General features: G+C 69.6%; 15 protein-coding genes and 3 pseudogenes. 8 read left to right on the forward strand and 10 right to left on the reverse strand.

From position 1 onward, the window contains the following. Window positions 1–5: 5 nt before the first annotated feature. Both OJJOAM_RS01510 and OJJOAM_RS01515 read right to left on the reverse strand, forming a co-directional pair. Window positions 6–813 (reverse strand): annotated as a pseudogene (locus tag OJJOAM_RS01510) (DUF3348 family protein). A 144-nt stretch (window positions 814–957) separates the two neighbouring features. Then, a complete protein-coding gene (locus OJJOAM_RS01515) occupies window positions 958–1,860 on the reverse strand; it encodes a LysR family transcriptional regulator (RefSeq protein WP_422648671.1) in 903 nt (300 codons plus the stop codon). Between the two features lie 187 nt (window positions 1,861–2,047). Here OJJOAM_RS01515 and OJJOAM_RS01520 point away from each other — a divergent pair, with 187 nt between their 5' ends. Further along, entirely contained in the window at window positions 2,048–3,256 is a 1,209-nt protein-coding gene (locus OJJOAM_RS01520; protein ID WP_422648672.1) for an amidase, read from the forward strand. A 14-nt stretch (window positions 3,257–3,270) separates the two neighbouring features. After that, window positions 3,271–4,332: a Bug family tripartite tricarboxylate transporter substrate binding protein gene (locus tag OJJOAM_RS01525; RefSeq protein ID WP_422648673.1), complete on the forward strand. Its 1,062-nt coding sequence runs from the start codon at window positions 3,271–3,273 to the stop codon at window positions 4,330–4,332. On the opposite strand, the gene OJJOAM_RS01530 is transcribed toward OJJOAM_RS01525, so the two are convergent. Further along, window positions 4,310–4,564, reverse strand: a complete 255-nt coding sequence (locus OJJOAM_RS01530) for a hypothetical protein (protein ID WP_422648674.1) — start codon at window positions 4,562–4,564, stop codon at window positions 4,310–4,312. The genes OJJOAM_RS01525 and OJJOAM_RS01530 overlap by 23 nt on opposite strands. Window positions 4,565–4,952: 388 nt before the next feature. After that, window positions 4,953–5,108, reverse strand: a complete 156-nt coding sequence (locus OJJOAM_RS01535) for a hypothetical protein (protein WP_422648675.1) — start codon at window positions 5,106–5,108, stop codon at window positions 4,953–4,955. Between the two features lie 100 nt (window positions 5,109–5,208). Here OJJOAM_RS01535 and OJJOAM_RS01540 point away from each other — a divergent pair, with 100 nt between their 5' ends. Further along, the gene (locus OJJOAM_RS01540) at window positions 5,209–5,619 is read left to right on the forward strand and encodes a hypothetical protein (RefSeq protein WP_422648676.1); all 411 of its coding nucleotides are present in this window, start codon (window positions 5,209–5,211) and stop codon (window positions 5,617–5,619) included. Between the two features lie 10 nt (window positions 5,620–5,629). Here OJJOAM_RS01540 and OJJOAM_RS01545 read toward each other — a convergent pair whose 3' ends face one another. After that, a complete protein-coding gene (locus tag OJJOAM_RS01545) occupies window positions 5,630–6,376 on the reverse strand; it encodes an NADPH-dependent F420 reductase (protein ID WP_422649462.1) in 747 nt (248 codons plus the stop codon). Window positions 6,377–6,769: 393 nt separating this feature from the next. Further along, window positions 6,770–7,114, reverse strand: coding sequence for a hypothetical protein (locus tag OJJOAM_RS01550; protein WP_422648677.1), 345 nt, complete (start codon window positions 7,112–7,114; stop codon window positions 6,770–6,772). Window positions 7,115–7,460: 346 nt separating this feature from the next. On the opposite strand from OJJOAM_RS01550, the gene OJJOAM_RS01555 reads away from it, so the two are divergent. The 3 genes and pseudogenes from OJJOAM_RS01555 to OJJOAM_RS01565 all read left to right on the forward strand — a co-directional run bounded on the left by OJJOAM_RS01555 (window position 7,461) and on the right by OJJOAM_RS01565 (window position 9,547). Continuing rightward, window positions 7,461–8,282: a methyltransferase domain-containing protein gene (locus tag OJJOAM_RS01555; protein WP_422648678.1), complete on the forward strand. Its 822-nt coding sequence runs from the start codon at window positions 7,461–7,463 to the stop codon at window positions 8,280–8,282. Between the two features lie 214 nt (window positions 8,283–8,496). After that, window positions 8,497–8,619 (forward strand): annotated as a pseudogene (locus OJJOAM_RS01560) (LacI family DNA-binding transcriptional regulator); the annotation flags it as partial. 358 nt (window positions 8,620–8,977) lie between these two features. Next, a complete protein-coding gene (locus OJJOAM_RS01565; RefSeq protein ID WP_422648679.1) occupies window positions 8,978–9,547 on the forward strand; it encodes a substrate-binding domain-containing protein in 570 nt (189 codons plus the stop codon). A 24-nt stretch (window positions 9,548–9,571) separates the two neighbouring features. On the opposite strand, the gene OJJOAM_RS01570 is transcribed toward OJJOAM_RS01565, so the two are convergent. From OJJOAM_RS01570 to OJJOAM_RS01585, 4 genes and pseudogenes are all read right to left on the reverse strand, one after another. Beyond that, a complete protein-coding gene (locus tag OJJOAM_RS01570; protein WP_422649463.1) occupies window positions 9,572–10,282 on the reverse strand; it encodes a sulfite exporter TauE/SafE family protein in 711 nt (236 codons plus the stop codon). Next, window positions 10,282–11,703, reverse strand: coding sequence for an amidohydrolase family protein (locus tag OJJOAM_RS01575; protein ID WP_422648680.1), 1,422 nt, complete (start codon window positions 11,701–11,703; stop codon window positions 10,282–10,284). Before OJJOAM_RS01575 ends, OJJOAM_RS01570 begins: the two co-directional genes overlap by 1 nt. A 239-nt stretch (window positions 11,704–11,942) precedes the next feature. Further along, entirely contained in the window at window positions 11,943–13,274 is a 1,332-nt protein-coding gene (locus tag OJJOAM_RS01580) for a uracil-xanthine permease family protein (RefSeq protein WP_422648681.1), read from the reverse strand. 265 nt (window positions 13,275–13,539) lie between these two features. Then, window positions 13,540–14,440 (reverse strand): annotated as a pseudogene (locus tag OJJOAM_RS01585) (LysR substrate-binding domain-containing protein). 109 nt (window positions 14,441–14,549) lie between these two features. Between OJJOAM_RS01585 and OJJOAM_RS01590 the strand changes: the two are divergent. Further along, window positions 14,550–15,149, forward strand: coding sequence for a cysteine dioxygenase family protein (locus OJJOAM_RS01590; protein ID WP_149318761.1), 600 nt, complete (start codon window positions 14,550–14,552; stop codon window positions 15,147–15,149). Window positions 15,150–15,294: 145 nt separating this feature from the next. Next, complete coding sequence (locus OJJOAM_RS01595; RefSeq protein WP_422648682.1) at window positions 15,295–16,989, forward strand: rhodanese-like domain-containing protein; 1,695 nt, start codon at window positions 15,295–15,297, stop codon at window positions 16,987–16,989. Window positions 16,990–17,000 lie beyond the last annotated feature (11 nt).

Genomic DNA, 17,000 nt, shown 5'->3' on the forward strand with positions numbered 1-17,000 from the left:
TCTGGTTAGCTGCCGGGTCGATTGGCGCCAAGGGCCGCGACCAATCCCTCGACGGGTTGGAAACGCAGGTCCAGCTCGGCCAGCAGCAGGTCTTCCATATCGCGGCGGAACACGCGGCGCCATGCGCCGGGCGTAACCGTCGCCGCCACGCCGGCCGGCTCGGGCCTTGCGGTGGTGTCGGTGGGTTGCGCGGCTTCGGCGGCTTTGGTTGCTTCGGTGGCTTCGGCCGTATTGTCGGTATTGGCGGTATTGACCGTACTGGCGCTCGCGGCCTGGGCCAGCGCGCTTTCCTCCGCCTGCCGCAGCCGCTGGTAGTGCGCCTCGAGCACGGCCGGGACGTTCGCCAGCAACGCCTTGCTCGCGCGCGCCCATCACGCGTTCCATCACCGCATCGAGCATCGCCAGCCTGCCCTGCCCGGGACGCCGCGCCAGCGCCGCGCGCAGGCGGCCGCGCAAATCGCCGATGGCGGTCTCCATGCGCTGCTGAAGCGTCTGATAGCGCTGGCGGTAGATCGCAAAGTCGGCCGAGGCATCGAGCGCCTCCTGCGGCAAGGGCCGGACCGGACTGCGCCGCCCCCTGGCCGAGGCCCGGTCGTCGCGGATGGCGTCGACCAGCATCGCCCGCACCCGCGCGCTGTCGGCGGCTTCGTCGCCGACGGCCGCACGCGCGCCGGCCGCGGGCACGGCCGGCGGATTGCCGTTGAGTGCCGACGACAAGGCGATCGCATCGGTCCAGCCCAGCCATTGGCTCAGCTGTCCCGACAGCGACGGGGCCGATTCGGGGGCCTGGGCTTCGGTCAGGTGCGCAAGCAGCCGGATCAGCGTCTGTCCGCCGGGGCCTGCGCTCGGGGGGCACTTGCAACATAGCGCCTGAGTGAAAAACCCCGCAGTTTTACACTGCCCGGACCGCGTTTCGGCCGCGGCGCGGGCAAGCCGGCTGCCAGCAGCGTCCCGCGCTCATTGGCGGGCCGGCCGGCGGTCCGCCTGGCGCAGCGCGGCGCGGAAATGATCGACGGCCGGATTGGCGCGCCGGTGCAGGCTGGCGACCACGATGGTGGCCATCGCGTGGGACGGGTCCTGCAGCGGCACGAAGGCGAGCGACTCGCTGCGCAGGCGCGCCAGCGAGCGCGGCACGATGGCGGCGCCGACGCCGATCTCGACCAGCGTCAGCACGGTCGGTATCACGCTGTCCTGCACGAAGCGCGGCGACTTGCCGGCGTCGGTGAACATCGCCTGGAGCATGCCGCGGAAATACGGCGACGCCTGCTGCGAGTAGCCGATCAGCGGCAACGTCGCCGCCTGCTCGACGCTGACGCGGCGGCGGCCGGCCCAGGGATGGTCCCGCCGCAGCGCCAGCATCATCGGCTCGCGGAAGACCTCGACGCGGTCGAACTCCGGATCCAGCGACATCGGCCGCATCACCGCGACATCGATCGTCTGCGCGCGCAGCATCGCCTCCATCGTCACCGAGTTCATCTCGCGCAGGTCGAGCGTGACGTGCGGATGCGCGACGCGGTAGCGGTACAGCGCCTCGGCGACCGGCGAGTACGCGGCGGTCGGCGCGATGCCGACCACCAGCGAGCCGCCCTCGCCTTCGGCCGCCTGCCGCACCGCGCGCAGCATCACGCGCGTCTGCCCGGCGATGGTCCGGGCGTGCTGGTACATGACCTCGCCGGCCGGCGTCAGCCGGACCGATCGCGTGGTGCGCACGAACAGTGGCGCGCCCACCATGGCCTCGAGCCGCTTGATCTGCTGGCTGAACGGCGGCTGGCTCATGAACAGGCGCGCCGCCGCGCGGCCGAAATGCAGTTCCTCGGCCGCCGCGCAGAAGCAGGCCAGCAATCGGTCGTCGACAAACATTATGTCGCTGTTGGTCATAATGCAGGCTGGATTTGGAATTGGACGATACACAGTAGTGTAACTAGCATTGGGGCATCTTTTTGGTGTCCCATCGTGATTCGCTATTCCGCTTCTTCCTTCCCCTCCCCTCGCCGACGCCGACGATCTGTCGCGCTGGGTCCGCCGCGTGGCCGAGCAGGATCGCGCCTTGCACGCCTGGGTTCGGCTTGCCGGCGATGCCGCCCTTCGCGACGCCGGTGTGCGGGCCGGCCCGCTGCAAGGCATGCCCTTCGGCGTCAAGGACGTCCTCGATGTGGCCGGCATGCCGACGCGGTGCGGCTCGCCCGCAAGTGCGGACGACCCTGCGCCGGCCGACGCCGATTGCGTCGCACGGCTGCGCGCGGCAGGCGCGGTGCCGATAGGCAAGACGGTGACGGCGGAGTTCGCCCATGTGACACCTGGGCCAACATGCAATCCCGCCAATCCCGGCCACACACCGGGCGGCTCGTCGAGCGGGTCGGCGGCGGCGGTCGCGGCCGGCATGGTGCCCTTTGCGCTCGGCACGCAGACCGGCGGGTCGATGATCCGGCCCGCGGCGTTCTGCGGGGTGGTGGGCTTCAAGCCGACTTACGGGCTGCTGTCGCGCCGCGGCATGCGCGTGATGTGCCCCTCTTTGGACGTGATCGGCTGGCATGCCGACACGATGGACACCGCCGGCCGCGTCGGCGCCGTGCTGCTGCCGGGCGGCGATGACCAAGCCGACGCGAGCGCCGATGCCGATCACGGCTCCGCATTGCGTATCGGCTTCCTGCCCGAGCCGCCCGGGTATCGGCTCGAACGGGCAGCGGCCAACGTCCTCGAGCAGGCGCGTCGCGATCTGCTCGAAGGGGGCCATGCGGTGGCGATCGTTGCCCCGCCGCCATCGTCGATGCGGCTGCTGGACGCGCACGGCGTGCTGGTCGCTCATGAGATGGCGCGCCGCCTGGCGCCCATCGCGTCCGCCTCGGCCGCGCTGCTGAGCCCGGCGCTGCGCGACACGATCCGCCGTGGCCTGTCGCTGTCCGATGCCGATCATGCGCAGGCGCGCCGCTTGCAGGAAGCCGCGCGCGACAGCTGGGAGCACGGCTTCGGGGACCTCGACCTGGTGCTGACCAGCAGTGCATTGGGGCCGGCGCCGGCAGGCCTCGCGCATACCGGAAATTCCGGCTTCAACAAGGCCTGGTCGGTGCTGGGCTGGCCCTGCCTGCATCTGCCCGTGACGTTCGATGCCGCCGGGTTGCCGCTGGGCGTGCTGCTGGTGGCCCGGCCCGGCGCCGACCGGCAACTATTGGCCTGGTCCCGCCGCCTGCATGCCGCGATCGATCGGCGCGGCACCGCGCCGCATACGCGCCATAACGCTTACCCTTCCCTACCATGACGGAGACCTCCACCATGATCCTCGCCATCCGAAAGCTGGCCGGCCATGCCGCCCTGCTGGCGACCGCCGCGCTGACCGCTGCGCTGACCGTTCCAGCCCCCGCCGCGCTCGCCGCCTATCCGGAGCGTCCCATCGCCATCACCGTGCCCACGGCACCGGGCGGCACCGTCGATATCGTCGCGCGCATCATGGCGGAGCAGCTCGGTGGCACGTTGGGTCAGCCCGTGGTGGTCAATAACAAGGCAGGCGCCGGTGGCGTGGTTGGCACGCAAGCGGCCAGGCGCGAAGCTGCAGATGGCTACAACCTGCTGTTCACCGCCAACAGCAATCAGCTGATCGTGCCGTGGGTGTACAAGAAGCCGGGCTTCGATCCCATCAAGGACTTTGCGCCGATCGCCGCGGTCGGGATGGTACCCAACGTGCTGTGCGTCCATCCGTCGTTTCCCGCCAAGGACCTGAAGGGCTTTCTGGCCGAAGTGAAGGCGAATCCGGACAAGTACCGTTATGCCTCGGCCGGCAGCGGCACGCTGAATCATCTGCTGGGCGAGATGATGAACGAGAAAGGCGGCCTCAAGATGCAGCACATCCCCTACAAGGGTGTCGCGCCGGCGATGACGGACGTGCTTGGCAATCAGGTGCCGATGCTGTTCGCCAGCCTGCCTTCCGCGGTGGAGGCGGTGAAGGCCGGCAAGCTGCGGGCCATCGGCGTCAGCAGCGCGACGCGCGCCCCGCTGCTGCCGGACGTGCCGGCGATCGCCGAGGCACTCCCCCGGGTTCAGCGGGGACCTGTGGGTTGCCTTCTACGCGCCGCGCGGCACGCCGCAGCACGCCGTCGACAAGCTGCATGCCGCGATCCGGAGCGCGCTCGCTTCGCCTGCCCTGCAGCAGCGCTTCCAGCAATTGGGCGTGACCGTGCTGCGCGACGGCCCCGAGCAACTGGCCGCGCGGCAGGAGAAGGAATTCGCGCAATGGAAGCAGATCGTCGAGCGATCCGGCGCCGCGGTGGACTGAGCGTTGGGGCGTGGGCGTCGCGGCGGTGCAGGCCGGTGACCGCTACGGTCGGGCCTGCGCCCTGAGCTGATCGTTCGCCAGTTGCAGCATGCGCAGCGCTTCGTCGAAGACGCCGGCAGTACGTGGATCGGCCAGCCCCTGCGCCTGCGCGCCGTCCCGGTCCGCCGTGACACCGCGGATCAGCGCATCCAGCATGCCGGGCTGCTGCTGTTCCGCGCGCTGCAGCAGCATGTGCAGCAGGTAAGCGCAGGCGCCGAGGCGGTGCTCGTCGGGGTGCTGGGGAATTGGGGCGCTCATCGTCATCCTCCCTGGTCGATGTCACCGGAAATCCGGCCGTTGAGACGGAGCGGTCCGGCGCGCAGGCATTCTACCGTCGCGCGGCGCAGGGGCCGGCGACATTGCGTGCTGCGGCGCGACACGCTTCCTGCGGTCCGTGCCGCAAATCGGAAGCGCGCGGCGGCGGGGCTCGCCAAAATCGCGCGGTCCGCATCGCGGACACGAGCCGGACCGCGGTGGCGGCGCAGCAGCACGCCAGCCGGCACGCCGCGGCTCCTCCCTCAACGCTTACTTCCTGACTTCACCCATGCACACCTCTTCGATGGGCGCCGCCGCGCCCCAGCAGCTCATTTTCCTTCCTCTCCCGCCCGAGTCCGACGCCAGACCGGCGGCAGCCGGCGAATTACCTCTAGTGGAGTCCGGCGCCGGCGAAGCGCGCGTCGCGCTCGAATCGCGCCCCGACAGCCTCCCCTTGAACGAGGTATTCGCAGCGCTGGAACAGGAAAGGCAGCGGGATCCCGGCGCGCACCCGCGCGATCTGCTTGGCACGCTGCTGGAAAGCCATCACCTCCGGCTGAGCAACTGGCTGATCCAGGACGTCGAGCAGGCGGCTGGCCTCACCAACCGGCGCGACACCACGTCGGCCGAAACGCTGGCGGCCAGCATTGCGCCGTACCTCGCCGGCCCGAATCCTCTGCGGGATGACACGCTGCGGGGGGCGTCTCGCCTCGGCCCTCGGCGACGCCGAGCGGCCGCAGGCAGCCGGCGGGACAACGGCGCGCGCCGAACTGCTGGAGCAAGCCGTCCACCTCGCGCTGCGTCCGGACGCTTCCCCTGCGTTGGTCTCCGCCATGGAGCAAGGGCTGGCAGCGATGCCGGCGGATCTGCAGGCGGCCTGGCTGGCCGAATGGCTGTCGTGGCCGCAGCCGCCCGCCGGCCTCCAGGACAAGGCGATGGCGCTGATCCACGGCGGTCAATTGAGCGACGCGGCGCGGACCAATCTGCTGGCAAAGGTCACCGTGCGCAATCTGATGGGTCCGCAGGCAGGCTCGTCAGCGTCCCTGCATCGGCTCTGACCGTCGAGCGCTAGCGCCCGGCAGGCTGCGCCGGCACTGCGGCCCTCGCCTTCTGCCGCAGTTCCTCGGCGCTGCCGACCTGCCGGAACAGCGGCCCGCCGGGTGCGAAGCTGTCGGCAATCTTCAACGGGCCGACGACGACGGGCTCGAAGCCCGCGGCCCGCACCAGTTCGGAGGCGGTGTCGAGCGCGGCCCGGTCGTCCCCGGCGATCGGTATCGCGATCCGCGGTTCCTGATGGTGCCGGGTCGCAAAATCGCTGGCGCTGGTGAAATTGAAGGCGCGCACGATGCGCGCCCCCGGCAGGTATTTCGACGTGGTAGGACCGATGCCGTTGGCCAGCGCATCCTCGCCGGCGGCGCCATCGCGATGGCGATACGCGTTGGTCGCGTCCAGCACCACCTTGCCGGCCATTCCGCGGGCGTGTTCCTTGCCAATCTCCGGCAGCGCGCCATAGGGCACGGCAACGAACAGCACGTCGCCGAACGCGACCGCTTCCGCCACGGTGCCCGCCCGGGCCAGCGGCCCCAGGCCATCGACGAGCGGCTTCAGCTGTTCCGGATGCCGCGACGAGAACAAGACCGGATAACCGGCCTTGACCCATAGCCCTCCGACCGTGCCACCGATCCGGCCGCTGCCGATCACGCCGATCTGCATCGGCTTGCTGCCCGATGGACGGGGCACCGACTGCTGCGGCGATGGCGAAGGCGAAGGAGATTGCGCCGAGGCGAGGCCGGGCCATGCGGCCGGCAGCAGCATCGCGCCACCGACCTCCAGCAGCCGCCGCCGGTGTGGATCGGGCCGCTGCCGCAGCGGCAATGGATGCGACGGCGGCAACGGGGTCCGTAACTGAGTCGGCAACTGAAGCGGTAACCGGGCCGGCAACCCGGTCAGTAGCAGGCGCGGAAGCCGACGCAACAACGGGCGGTTCATGGCGATGTCCTCCAAACGGCAAGCGGTGGCGGGAAGCGCGGCGCGAACGCTGCCCTGACCGCGGCCACTGACGCCACTCTAGGTCAAATTGCCGGCGCCCTCCATGCCGCGCCCCACTGGCCGCGGCATGGGGTTGCTGCGGATGACGGTGCCGGAATATCACCCCACAGCCGAGTAGCGGTCAGGACGCCGCGGTGCCGGGCCGCTTCCGCTCATGCGCTACCCCAACACGCGGTTCATGATGCAGCTTCCCGCGCAGCCCATCAGGGTGTTGCCCAGCCCAAATACCGCGGCCGCGGCGAGCCAGTCATGCGTGGCGGCGAAGGTGATGCCGCTCGCGCCAGCGACCAGGCCGAAGGCGACGGCGCCAGCCAGCACGCCGGCCAGTTTGGGATGGGCCAAGCACCAATGGAGGCGGGCGCCATCCCGCCCTGCATCGGTGTCGATGGCGATGCGTGTTTCGCGAAACAAGCCGTAGCCATCATGGTGATCGTCCTCAAGGTCGAGCGTGGCAAGGTTGACGGCAAGGTGAGGCGGAAGCAGCGGAGTACGGTTGGTCTGCAAGATCAGGCTCCTGAGTAGATGGATTGGTGGATCGATGGTTGGAACGACGCGGTGCGCCGATCGCCCAGCCGCTCGGCATGGCGATGCGCCGGATCGTATGCAGCCGGGTCAGGCGGCCAAAGTCCCGCGCTTTGCCTCGCGCCCGAGAACGAACAAAGCGAGCACAAAAGCACAGATCGAGGTCGCGGGCCTTGCGCCCGCCTTGGTGAAGCCGCGCCGCCTGCGCATTTCGCCGGTAGGTCCTCCGGTCGCGCCGCCCCGGCCGTGATCGCCGTCTAGCATGGACTGGCAGGACAAATGAAGCGGCGGGCGCCCCGCCCCCCGCAGGCCTGCCAGGAGACCCGCCATGACCACACCGAATGCCGACAAGCTGTTCACCGGCCCGATTCCCGAGCTGTACGAGCAATACCTGGTGCCGATGATCTTCCAGCCCTATGCCGACGACCTGGCCCGCCGCGTGGGCGAGCGGCGCCCTTCCCGCGTGCTCGAGATCGCCGCCGGCACCGGCGTGGTGACGCGCGCGATGGCCAGGGTGCTGCCCGACGAGGCCGAACTCGTCGTCACCGACCTGAACGCGCCGATGCTGGCGCGTGCCGAGGCGGCGGGCCTCGACGGCCGCGTGGCCGAATGGCGCCAGGCCGATGCGATGCAGTTGCCGTTCGACGATGGCAGCTTCGATCTGGTGGTGTGCCAGTTCGGCGTGATGTTCTTCCCGGACAAGGCCAGGGCTTTCGCCGAAGTGCGGCGGGTGCTGCGGCCCGGCGGCACCTTCGTGTTCAATGTCTGGGACCGCATCGAGGAGAACGACTTCGCCAACGCGGTGTCGCGTGCGCTGGCCGAGTGCTTTCCCGACTCGCCGCCGGACTTCATGGCCCGGACCCCGCATGGCTACCATCAGCGCGACGCCATCGAACGCGATCTGCGCGCGGGCGGCTTTACCTCGGCACCCAGCTTCGACACGGTAGGCAAGCGCAGCCAGGCCGCGTCGGCGCGCGTGCCGGCGGTCGGCTTCTGCCAGGCGACGCCGATGCGCGCCGAGTTCGAAGCGCGCGGCGGCGATGCGATGCAGCGCGCCACCGGCCATTGCGAGGCCGCGCTGCGCAGCCAGTTCGGCGAAGGACCGATCGAGGGCCGGATATCGGCGCATGTGATTGCGGTGACCGCCTGATGGCGCGCCCTGCATGATGGCGGGGGGCTGCATGATGGCGCGGGCTGCATGATGGCGGCATGACAGCTGCATGGCGGCGCGGCGCGATCGCTGGTGTATGCTTGCCACCGCGCCGATCGAAGGCGGCGCGATCGCGCGCATCGTCGAGGCGATCGCCGCGACGTCGCTTCCCGCGCGGCATTCCACCGCTACCCTGCTCCGTCACCGACAACGCATGAAAGACCCGAGGCCGAGCGCATCCGCCCCGCACCGACGCATCACCATCCATGACGTGGCCCGCGAGGCCGGCGTCTCGCTGACGACGGTATCGCATGCGCTGAACGATCGCGGCGTGGTCGACCCGGCCACGCGAGCTCGGGTCAAGCAGATCGCCCAGCAGCTCGGCTATCGGCCCAGCGTGCGCGCGCAGCGGCTGCGCTCGGGACGCGCCAACAGCATCGCGCTGGTGTCGTCGATGCCGTTCGCGGTGGCCGGCGGCACCTCGCGGCTGGGCTTCATGATGGAAGTGGCGGCCATCGCCGCCGAAGCGGCGCTGGGCCGCGGCCTTGGCGTCGTGCTGGTGCCACCGCTGGAGGGCGCCGGCGGCCTGCTGGACAGCCTGGACATCGATGGCGCGATCGTCATCGAGCCGGTCGCCAATGACGCGCATATCGCCCTGCTGCGCCAGCGCGGCGTCAGCATCGTGTCGATCGGCCGTGAGCCCGGTACGGACGACCCGGTGCCCTTCGTCGATCTGCAATCCGGAATACACCGCGCGGCTGCTGCTCGAGCATCTGCATGCGCAGGGCCGACGCCGCATCGGCCTGCTGATCGGCGCGACGCCGCGCCAATCGTATGTGGAAACCGAGCGCGCCTATCGCGCCTTCGTGGCCGCGGCCGGCCTGCCCTGCCATATCGTCACCGCGCAGGAGAGCGAAGGCGAAGCGGGCGGCGCCGCCGCGTGCGCGACGCTGCTGCGCGAGCAGCCGGACATCGATGCGCTATGCGCGCCGGTCGATGCCTTCGCGGTCGGCGCGATCGCGCATGCGCAATCGCTCGGCAAGCGGGTACCGCAGGACCTGATGGTGGTGACCCGTTACGATGGCATTCGCGCGCGCAGCCACCAGCCGCCGATCACCGCGGTCAATCTGCATCTCGAACGGGTCGCGTCGCTGGCCGTCGAACTGCTGTTCGAGCATATCTCGGGCGGGCGCGAACGCGCGTCCGTGGCGGCGCCGCTGCCCGAGCTGGTGCCGCGCGAATCGTCGGCTACGTCGGCTACCTAGACCACGTCCGCTACGTCCGCTGCGTCAGCCGCGCACCAGCACCACCAGTCCCGATACCAGCGCGAACACCAGCACGCCGATGCGCAGCATGCGCTGGTTGATGCGCCGGTGGACCAGATGGCTGGCCAGCATGCCGGCGCCCAGCACCGGCAGCATGCCGAGCGCGTAGTGCCACTGCGACGCGCCCAGCCGCTCGCCCACCGCCAGCACGATCAGCGAGATGATCTCGCCCACCAGGAAGCACAGCGCCACGGTCGCGCGCAGCGTGGCCACCGGCGCATGCTGGTAGGCCAGCGCGAGCGGCGGGCCGCCGACGCCGGTGGCGGTCTCGGTGACGCCGGTGATCAGGCCGGTCGAGGCGAAGGTCATCTTGCCGGGCGTGAATGCCGGCGCAATCAGCGACACCACGGCCGCCAGGATCGTGCTGCCGCCGACCAGCGCATTGAGCCAGGCCATCGGCACCGCCACCAGCACCCACAGGCCACCGAAGGTACCGGCCAGCCGTCCGGCGCTGATCCAGCCGGCGCCGCGCAGATCGATCGCATGCCGCTCGCGCCAGGCCACATAGGCGTTCAGCGGCAGCATCGCGATCAGCAGCGAACCGGGCAGCATCGCGGGCGCGGCCAGCGCGAGCACCGGCACCACGATCAGCGCGAAGCCCATGCCGGTGGTGCCCTGGACCAGCGCGCCGGCGAACACGGCGAGCCAGACGCTCAGCATCGTCGTATCGAACATCATGCCTGCGCCCCGCCCTTCGCCGCCTCGGGACGCGACGCACGATTGGCGGCGCGGTGAACGTCGGCCGGATCGTGCAGTTTGGTGATCGGCGCGTTGGCGATGGTCTGTTCGGCCATCTGGCGGATCTCGCGCATCAGCGCGCGCGCATCCCAGTCCAGCGGCCAGCCGTCCCACAGGCGAAGCCGGCCGTCGACGAAGACGCCGCGGATCTGGTCGCGATTGGCCAGCCGCACCAGCTCCCAGCTCAGGTCCCACGACGGCGTCATCTCCGGCACATCGCAATCGACCAGCAGGAAGTCGGCCTGCTTGCCGGCCGCAATCTCCCCAGTGACCTTGCCCAGGCCGGCCGCATCGGCGCCGTCGTGCGTCGCCATGTCGAGCCAGCGCCAGCCGGCGCCGCAGGACGAGTCGCCGACGCCGATGCCGAAGGCGAAGCGCTGCGCGGCCTCGGCATAGTCGAGCAAGCGGAAGCCGTCGCTGCGGGTGCCGTCGGTGCCCAGGCCCAGGCGCACGCCGAAGGTCGCCATGGTCTCGGCCGGCGCCACCGCATTGCCCTTCCAGGCGCTGGCGACGGGGTTGTAGGCCACCGCCGCGCCGCGCTCGGCCAGCAGGCGGATCTCGTGCGGCGTCACCAGGGTCGCGTGCGCCAGCAGCGCGGCCGGGCCCAGCGCGCCGACCGCCTCCAGATGTTCGATCGGCCGCTGGCGGCGCGTATTGAGCGAGCGCTCGACCGCGACCAGATGTTCGTTGGCGTGCGTCTGGAAGACGCGGCGCGCTTCCTCGCACAGGCGATAGACGTCGTGCAGCATCGCGTCGCTGGCCACCTCGGGAATCGAGATCGCCAGCGACGGCACCACCAGCGGATGATCGTCGTACATCGCCAGATGGCGCTCGGCACGGCGCAGGATCGGCTCGGCGTCGAGGGTCTGCCCGCCGGGGCGATCGTTGCAGATCAGGCCCAGCACGCAGCGCACGCCGGCCTCGCCGACCGCCTGCGCGATTGCCTCCAGACCCGCATCGGCACGCGTGCCGGCATCGCAAACCGTGGTAAAGCCGCCGCGCAGCGCCTCGAGCGCGGCCAGCTTCGACGACAGGTACAGGTGCGTCTCGGTCAGGCTGCCCTCCAGCGGCACCCACACGCGCCGGAAAATCTCCGAGGGCTCGCCGAACACCAGCGACTTGCCGAACGATTGCGTCAGATGATGATGGGTATCGATCATGCCCGGCATCAGCAGCATGCGCGTCAACGACAGCGTGGGCAGATGCGGGAATTGCGCGGCGATTTGCGCGGCCGGGCCGACCGCGGCGAAGCGGCCGTCCTGCACCACGATCGCGTGGTCGCGCACGATGCCGTCGCGCAGCAGGGTCCATTCGGGCAGCAGCACCTGCGGGCGGTCGAAGGACGCGGGGCGCAGCACGGCGCGGTCTGAATCGGCGGAGGGATCGGTGAAGCGATCGGTGAAGGGAGCGGGGGAAAGCGGAGGAAGAATGCGACATACGTTCTACGAGTTGCGGCGCATGCAGGCGGCGGCATGGCCAGATAAGCGGATGACTGCCCCCTCTCCCGCTTGCGGGAGGGGGAAAAAACCTGCGGACTACAAGGCGCGACTCAATGCGCGACTCAATGCGCGACTCAATGCGCGACTCAATGCGCGACTCAATGCGCGACCGGCACCTTCTCCATGCCGCGCCGCAGCCCGGTATGGAAGAACAGGAAGTTCATCAGCGCCGCCGTGATCGCGCCCATCGCCACGCCGTTGCCGACCAGGATGCGGATGTTGGCCGGCACGCTGGCATAGATGCCCGGCACGAGGATCGGCAGCAGCCCGACCGCCAGCGCCACCGCGACGATGTACATGTTGGCGTGGTCGCGCAGGTCCACCTTGCGCAGCATGTCGATGCCCATGGTGCCGACGATGCAGAACACGATCAGCCCGGTGCCGCCGACCACGGCCTCCGGAATTGCGGCGATCAGCGACGACACCGGCACCAGCAGCCCGAACACCACCAGGATGCCGCCCGATACCGCGGTGACGAAGCGCGAGCGCACGCCGGTCGCCCGCACGATGCCGATGTTCTCGCCGCTGGTGATGATCAGCGAGGTGCCGAACAGCCCGCCGAGCAGCGAGGTCAAGGCGTCGCCGCGAATCGTGCGCGGCACGTCGCGCTGCTCGTCGATCGGCTTGCTAACCGCATCGCCGATCGCGATGGTCTGGCCGGTCGCCTCCACCATCGACACGATCGAGAACACCATCAGCGGAATCGCCGCTATCAGGTCGAACTTCGGCATGCCGAACGGCAACGCGGACGGCAGCGCCAGCACCGGCCACAGCGACAGATGCTCGCTGTGGAAGGCACCTACTCCGACCGCCACCAGCGCCCCGCCCAGCAGCCCGAGCAGGATCGCCAGCTGCCCCAGCATGCCGGTCAGCACGCGCGAGAACAGCACGGTAAAGGCGATCGTGGCGAACGCCAGCAGCAGGTTCATCGGCGCGCCGAAGCCCGGCGTGCCCGGCTGCCCGGCGATCAGCTTGCCCGAGACCTGCGCCAGGTTGATCGCCACCAGCAGCAGCATGGTGCCGACCACCGCCGCGGGGAAATAGCGCAGGCAGCGCCGAAACACCGGCAGCACGAGGAAATAGAAGACGCCGGTCAGGATCACCGCGCCGGCCGCCGTCTGCACATCGGTCTGCTGCGCGATCAGGATGAACAGCACGATCGGCGCGCCGCCGGGCAGCATGATGAACGGCAGCCGGGCACCGATGCCCTTGGGCCCGAACGATTGCAGCAAGGTGCCCAGGCCGCAGATCACGAAGGTCGCGCTGAGCAGCTGCATCGCCAGCGCGGGCGGGAAATTGAGCGCCTTGCTCATCAGGAATACCGAGGCAATCGGCGATGCGGCCATCACCAGCACATGCTGCATGCCGAAGGCGAACAGCCGCCGCCATGGCAATACCTCGTCGACGGCCGCGGGAGCGGGTTGGGTCATGGGGATCTCCTCCTTGGATGGCAGCGGCGTGTGTTGGCGAGTGGCGCGATCGGTGAGCCGCGCCGGTGCCTCTATGCCTTTATGCGTCTATGCGCCCGTCTGTGCGTATTCGCCGCTGAATGATAAAAACCGCGTAACCAAAACGTTTTGGTTAGTCTATGCGGAAATCGGCGGCCGTGCAAGCGGGCGTTCCAAACCAGCGGTATCGGCTGTGTTGCCCTGTGCTGTGGGCCGGCGAAGGTCGTGACGGGAATGCGCGACAGAATCAGGCCGGCGAAGGTCCGGCCACGCTTGCATTCAGTCCCAGCGTGGCATTCAGTCCCAGCGTGGTCTTGAGCATCTCGTAGACCTGCCGCGTGGCCGGATTGATCACGTCCGGACGCATCCACAGGTAGTACGCGACATCGGGCAGGCGCGGCATGCCGTCGTTCTCGCCCAGCACGCGCATATCGGGGGCCCAGCAGTTCGATGCTGCGCGCGGTCACGCCCAGGCCGGCGCGGATGGCGGCCTTGATGCCGATCAGGTTCGGCGCCAGATAGCCCGGCCGCCATGGCACCTGCGCCAGTTCCAGCGCCTCCAGCGCGAGCCGGCGGAACAGGCTGGGCTCGTCGGCCAGGATCAGGGGCACCGGCCGCGAGATGTCGTGCACGTAGTCTGCCGCGCAGATCCATACGGTCGGCGAGGTCCGCAGCACCACCCCTTCCAGCGTCGGATCGCTGCGCGTGGACAGCGTCAGGTCGATCTCGCCCCGGCGCAGCGATTCCATCAGGAAAGGGCTGCGCCCCACGTGGATTTCCAGCTGCAGCTTCGGCGAGCTGCGCGCGATATGCGCCAGCAGCGGCGGCAGCATGGTGTCGGCGATATCGTGCGGCGCGCCGATCCGCAGCGCGCCTTCCAGATTGCCCTCTCGCAGCGCGCGCAGCGCCTCGTCGTTGATCGCCAGCATGTGCTTGGCGTATTCGAGCAGCTTCTGCCCATGCGGCGACAGCCGCTTGCTGCGCCCGAGCTTGTCGAACAGCGGCAGCCCGACCTGCTCTTCCAGCCGCTGCATCTGCTGGGTGACGGCGGACTGGGTCTTGTGGGTCGCATCGGCCGCGGCCGCAAAGGTGGTGTGCTCGGCGATGGCGACCAGCGTCCGCAGCAGTTCGAGGTCGAGATGACGCATGAATGATATATAAGGGATGCTTATATGATTGCGCAATATTCTAAGTTGTTCGGCCCGATCGCGTTCAGTACAGTGTGGCTCCAGACCCGTATCTTTCAGGAGTTGTTCGATGAGCCTCGCTCCCGCGCGCGCCGAAGCCCGCACCGCAGCCGTCCAGGGCGCCATGCAAAGCATTAAGGATATTGTTGAAAACAAGGCGCTGACGCGCGAGGCGCTGGACCGGGTGCTGGCCGTGGTCAAGGACCTGGCGTCGCACCGCGAATGGTGGAGCGAGGCCGATTTCGCGCCGCCCGAGGCCGGCGAGCGCCAGGCCCGCTATCTGATCACCGAAGATCCGGACCAGCGCTATGCGCTCTATCTGAACGTGATGCGCCCGGGCAAGCGGATTCCGCCGCATAACCACACGACCTGGGCCTGCATCGCCGCGGTCGAGGGCGAGGAACAGAACTACGTCTATCGCCGTCTCGATGACGGCTCGCAGCCCGGCATCGGCCAGCTCGAGCAGATCGATACCGTTCGCGTCGGCCCCGGCGAAGGCATCGCGCTGATGCCCGACGACATCCACTCGGTCGAGATCCAGGGCGAGCAGATCATCCGCCATCTGCACATGTATGGCCGCGCGCTCGAAACGCTGAAGGAACGCATTGCGTTCGACCTCGAGACCGGTCGCTACCAGGTGATGTCGGTCGGCGTGCAAACGCGCCGCTGACCTCCCGCGGCCGTCCTCGATCCGCGACAGCGCGGCGACGGCGGCCCACCTCCGACCCATTCCCCCTCCCCTTGCCACGCATGGCTGTCCTCGGCCAGGGGAGCGTTTTGCCCGAATTCGGCCGCCCTGGGCGGCCCGTGAGCCGATGACCGATTCCGTGACCGATTTCAATCCCGCTTCCAAGCCCGCTTCCATTCCAGCTTCCGCGACCCATGCCGTCACCGATCGCGCCACTGATCGCGCCACCGATCGCGCGGCCGATTACGTCGATGCCCGGACCTTGAAGGCCTGGCTGCACGACGGCGCCGAGTTCGCCCTGCTCGATGTGCGCGAGCACGGCCAATACGGCGAATCGCATCTGTTCCTTGCCGTGCCGCTGCCCTACAGCCGCCTCGAGCTCGAGATCGGCCGCCTGGTGCCGCGCCGCGATGTGCGCGTGGTGGTCTACGACCATGACGAGAGCGTCGCCGTGCCGGCCGCCGCCGCGCTGCGCGCCGCGGGCTACACCAACGTGCACGTGTTGCGCGGCGGCACCGCGGCGTGGGCCGCGGCAGGCTATGCGCTGTTCGCCGGCGTCAACGTGCCATCGAAGACCTTCGGCGAGCTGATCGAACACAAGCTGCATACGCCGCGCATCGGCGCCGAGCAGCTGCACGCGATGCAGGCCCGCGGCGACAAGCTGGTGGTGCTCGACGGGCGGCCGCTGTCCGAATACCGCAAGATGAATATCCCCGGCGCGATCTGCTGCCCGAACGGCGAGCTGGCCTATCGGCTGCGCGACCTGGTGCCCGACGACGACACGCCGATCGTGATCAATTGCGCGGGTCGCACGCGCAGCATCATCGGCGCGCAGACGCTGATCAACCTGGGCATCCCCAATCCGGTCTACGCGCTGGAGAACGGCACGCAGGGCTGGTATCTGGCCGACTACCAGCTCGAGCACGGCAACGACCGCCACTATCCCGAGAAGACGGACACCACCGGGCTCGAACCGATGCGCGCGGCGGCGGCACGGCTCGCCGAGCGCCACGGCGTGGCCACCGTCGACGCCGCCACCGTGCACGGTTGGGCCCGCGACACCACGCGCACGCTGTTCCTGTGCGACGTGCGCACGCCGGAGGAATTCGCGCGCGGCACGCTGCCGGGCGCGCAACACACGCCCGGGGGCCAGCTGATCCAGGCCACCGATCAATACGTCGGCGTGCGCGGCGCGCGGCTGGTCCTGTTCGATGACGACGGCGTGCGCGCGCCGGTGGTGGCGAGCTGGCTGCGGCAGCTGGGGCACGACGCCCATGTGCTGGAGGACGGCCTGCGCAGCGGCCTGGCGTTGACCGGGCTAACGGTCCCCGCCACCGCCGCGCTGCCGGCCCTGCCGGCCCTGCCGACCGTCGATGCGGCGCGCCTGGCCCGCGCGCTCGACAGCGGCGAGGTTGTCGCGATCGATCTGCGCGCCAGCATGGATTACCGCAAGGCCCACATCCCCGGTGCGCGCTGGTCGATCCGCCCGCGCCTGGCGCAGGCGGTGGCCAACGACGGCCGCCCACTGGTGCTGATCGCCGATCAGCCGGAGATCGCCGCGGCCGCCGCGCTGTCGCTGCCCGCGCCGCAGCGCACGCTGGCGCGCGTGCTCGACGGCGGCATGGCGTCGTGGACCGCCGCGGGCCTGCCGCTGGCCGCCTCGCCGAACGAGCCTGCCGATCGTGACTGCATCGACTACCTCTTCTTCGTGCACGACCGCCACGACGGCAACAAGGCCGCCGCGCGCCAGTACCTGGCGTGGGAAACCAATCTGATCTCCCAGCTCGATGACGCCGAGCTGGGCAGCTACCGCCTGCCGTAGTCCCCACCACG

The sequence above is a fragment of the Cupriavidus sp. H18C1 genome (genome assembly GCF_049311595.1).
GTDB classification, from domain to species: Bacteria; Pseudomonadota; Gammaproteobacteria; order Burkholderiales; family Burkholderiaceae; genus Cupriavidus; species Cupriavidus cauae.

Bases quoted from the DNA above. Each gene is read 5' to 3' on its own strand.
- OJJOAM_RS01525 (WP_422648673.1), top strand. From the start codon at position 3,271: ATGATCCTCGCCATCCGAAAGCTGGCCGGCCATGCCGCCCTGCTGGCG.
- OJJOAM_RS01535 (WP_422648675.1), bottom strand. From the start codon at position 5,108: ATGGCTTTCCAGCAGCGTGCCAAGCAGATCGCGCGGGTGCGCGCCGGG.
- OJJOAM_RS01570 (WP_422649463.1), bottom strand. From the start codon at position 10,282: ATGTTCGATACGACGATGCTGAGCGTCTGGCTCGCCGTGTTCGCCGGC.
- OJJOAM_RS01515 (WP_422648671.1), bottom strand. From the start codon at position 1,860: ATGTTTGTCGACGACCGATTGCTGGCCTGCTTCTGCGCGGCGGCCGAG.
- OJJOAM_RS01580 (WP_422648681.1), bottom strand. From the start codon at position 13,274: ATGACCCAACCCGCTCCCGCGGCCGTCGACGAGGTATTGCCATGGCGG.
- OJJOAM_RS01595 (WP_422648682.1), top strand. From the start codon at position 15,295: ATGACCGATTCCGTGACCGATTTCAATCCCGCTTCCAAGCCCGCTTCC.
- OJJOAM_RS01530 (WP_422648674.1), bottom strand. From the start codon at position 4,564: ATGAGCGCCCCAATTCCCCAGCACCCCGACGAGCACCGCCTCGGCGCC.
- OJJOAM_RS01555 (WP_422648678.1), top strand. From the start codon at position 7,461: ATGACCACACCGAATGCCGACAAGCTGTTCACCGGCCCGATTCCCGAG.
- OJJOAM_RS01590 (WP_149318761.1), top strand. From the start codon at position 14,550: ATGAGCCTCGCTCCCGCGCGCGCCGAAGCCCGCACCGCAGCCGTCCAG.
- OJJOAM_RS01545 (WP_422649462.1), bottom strand. From the start codon at position 6,376: ATGCTGCTGCCGGCCGCATGGCCCGGCCTCGCCTCGGCGCAATCTCCT.